2 protein-coding genes are annotated in these 975 nt (G+C 52.2%); both read left to right on the forward strand.

Going from position 1 to position 975, the window contains the following annotated elements; all coding sequences use genetic code 11:
• Window positions 1-545 (forward strand): transposase (locus ACF8GB_RS07035; RefSeq protein ID WP_392475212.1); only part of this gene is annotated, 545 nt, incomplete at its 5' end.
• An 80-nt stretch (window positions 546-625) separates the two neighbouring features.
• Window positions 626-975 (forward strand): IS3 family transposase (locus tag ACF8GB_RS07040; protein WP_392475213.1); only part of this gene is annotated, 350 nt, incomplete at its 3' end.

Raw genomic sequence — 975 nt, forward strand, 5'->3', positions numbered from 1 at the left:
CCATGACGAAATACAACCTGGCGCTCAAACAGGCACTCATCGAAGAGTGCCTTTCTGCTCCTAGCATTCATGAAGTGGCGCTAAAGCATGACCTCAGCCCATCGATGCTACGTCGGTGGGTAAAGGGCTATGAAAAACACGGCGCAGCCGGTTTAAGTGCCAAGTACAGCCGCTACGATGCCCAGTTCAAATTGAAGGTTTTGCAGTGTATTGAGCAAGAAGGATTGTCTGCCCAGCAAGCCTGCATCCAGTTTGATATCCGTGGTCCAAGTAGCATCAGGCAGTGGAAAAGGCTGTATGATCAAGGCGGAGTTGAAGCACTTCATCCGCATCATACCCGAGAGTTGAGCATGCCCCGTAAGCCATCGAAAAAAACAAGCGCAAGTCCTCCTGCCGCTTCGGATAGCGACCTGACACCCGAGCAAATGCTCGAAGAGCTGGAATACCTGCGTGCGGAGAATGCTTATCTAAAAAAGCTCGATGCCTTGATCCAAGCGGACCCTCGCACTGCGCAGGCGAGAAAACGAAGGCTGTCCAGGGATTGAGGCACGGGCATCGACTCGCTCTGCTGTTACGTGCTGCCGGGCTTGCACGTAGTACCTTTTATTACCAAAGCAAGGTGTTGTTGACTGACAAGCATGCGGCTTTGAAAGAGAGTATCAACAACGTCTATCACGAGCATAAGGGACGGTATGGCTATCGCCGGATTACTGAGACCCTCAAGCACAACGGTCGGATGATTAATCACAAGAAGGTGCAGCGACTGATGCAGCTGATGGGTCTCCAGTCGCTGGTCAGGGCGAAGAAATATCGCTCGTACCGAGGCTCAGAGGGACTGGTTGCGCCTGATCTGCTCAGACGAGAATTCAAGGCAGGAGCCCCTAATCAGAAATGGGCAACCGACGTGACAGAGTTCAAGGTAAAGGGGCAGAAGCTGTTTCTTTCGCCGTTGATGGACCTGTATAACGGCGAAAT

The organism is Pseudomonas sp. xss_4 (assembly GCF_043104125.1).
GTDB lineage: Bacteria > Pseudomonadota > Gammaproteobacteria > Pseudomonadales > Pseudomonadaceae > Aquipseudomonas > Aquipseudomonas parafulva_B.